Annotated in this window: 1 protein-coding gene; it reads left to right on the plus strand. The window is 59.6% G+C overall.

Annotated features, from left to right (window positions below):
* Positions 1-335, plus strand: a 335-nt coding sequence (locus tag NW835_RS09590; protein WP_414415157.1) for an ACP S-malonyltransferase, incomplete at its 5' end; no start/stop codon positions are given.
* Positions 336-711 lie beyond the last annotated feature (376 nt).

Below are 711 nucleotides of genomic sequence, written 5' to 3' on the forward strand. Positions count from 1 at the left end.
CCCTCAAAGTCAGCGGCGCCTTTCACTCGCCCTTGATGCAGGCGGCGGCGGAAACCTTTGCCCACACCTTGCGCGAGGTTGACTTTCAGGCTCCGCGAGTGCCGGTCTACAGCAATTGCACGGCTGCCGCCAGCCGAGATCCCCAAGTTCTCAAGCAGGCGCTGCTGTCCCAGATGACTGCTCCAGTCCGCTGGCGAGAGACAGTGCTACAGATGGCTGCCGACGGTATCCAAGAGGTATGGGAAATTGGCCCTGGCAATGTGCTGACGGGCTTGGTGAGGCGAACGGCGCCTGCCCTGAGACGGTGCAACATCAACAGCCTCAAGATTAGCTAAGGGAGCCCGGCAGCCCTGGTGCTACAAGTTGCGTTGCTAGCTCCCCTCTCCCAAAGGAAGAAGAGCTGCGGGCAACGCAAGCCTCCCCAAACAGCAGTTAGGCCCCACTGCATAAGCAGCTGGGGTTTCCCCACCTGGGCAAGGCTTCCGTCTCTTCCTCTGGCCCAGGTGCTTCATGGATCCCGTGTGCCGAGCCTCTGCTCCCGTTATACAAGGTGATGGCTGTCTCGGTGCCCGAATCGTAGGCAACGATAGACTCATCCCTCAACTCCAACTGGGAGCCATGGGGTACCTCCACCTCTACGGGGAACGAAGCATACCACTGCCGCAAAGATGGTTTGTAGACAAGGGTTAGCGTGGTCGGTTTTCCCCAATC

Source organism: Synechococcus sp. OH2 (assembly GCF_047462155.1).
GTDB lineage: Bacteria > Cyanobacteriota > Cyanobacteriia > Thermostichales > Thermostichaceae > Thermostichus.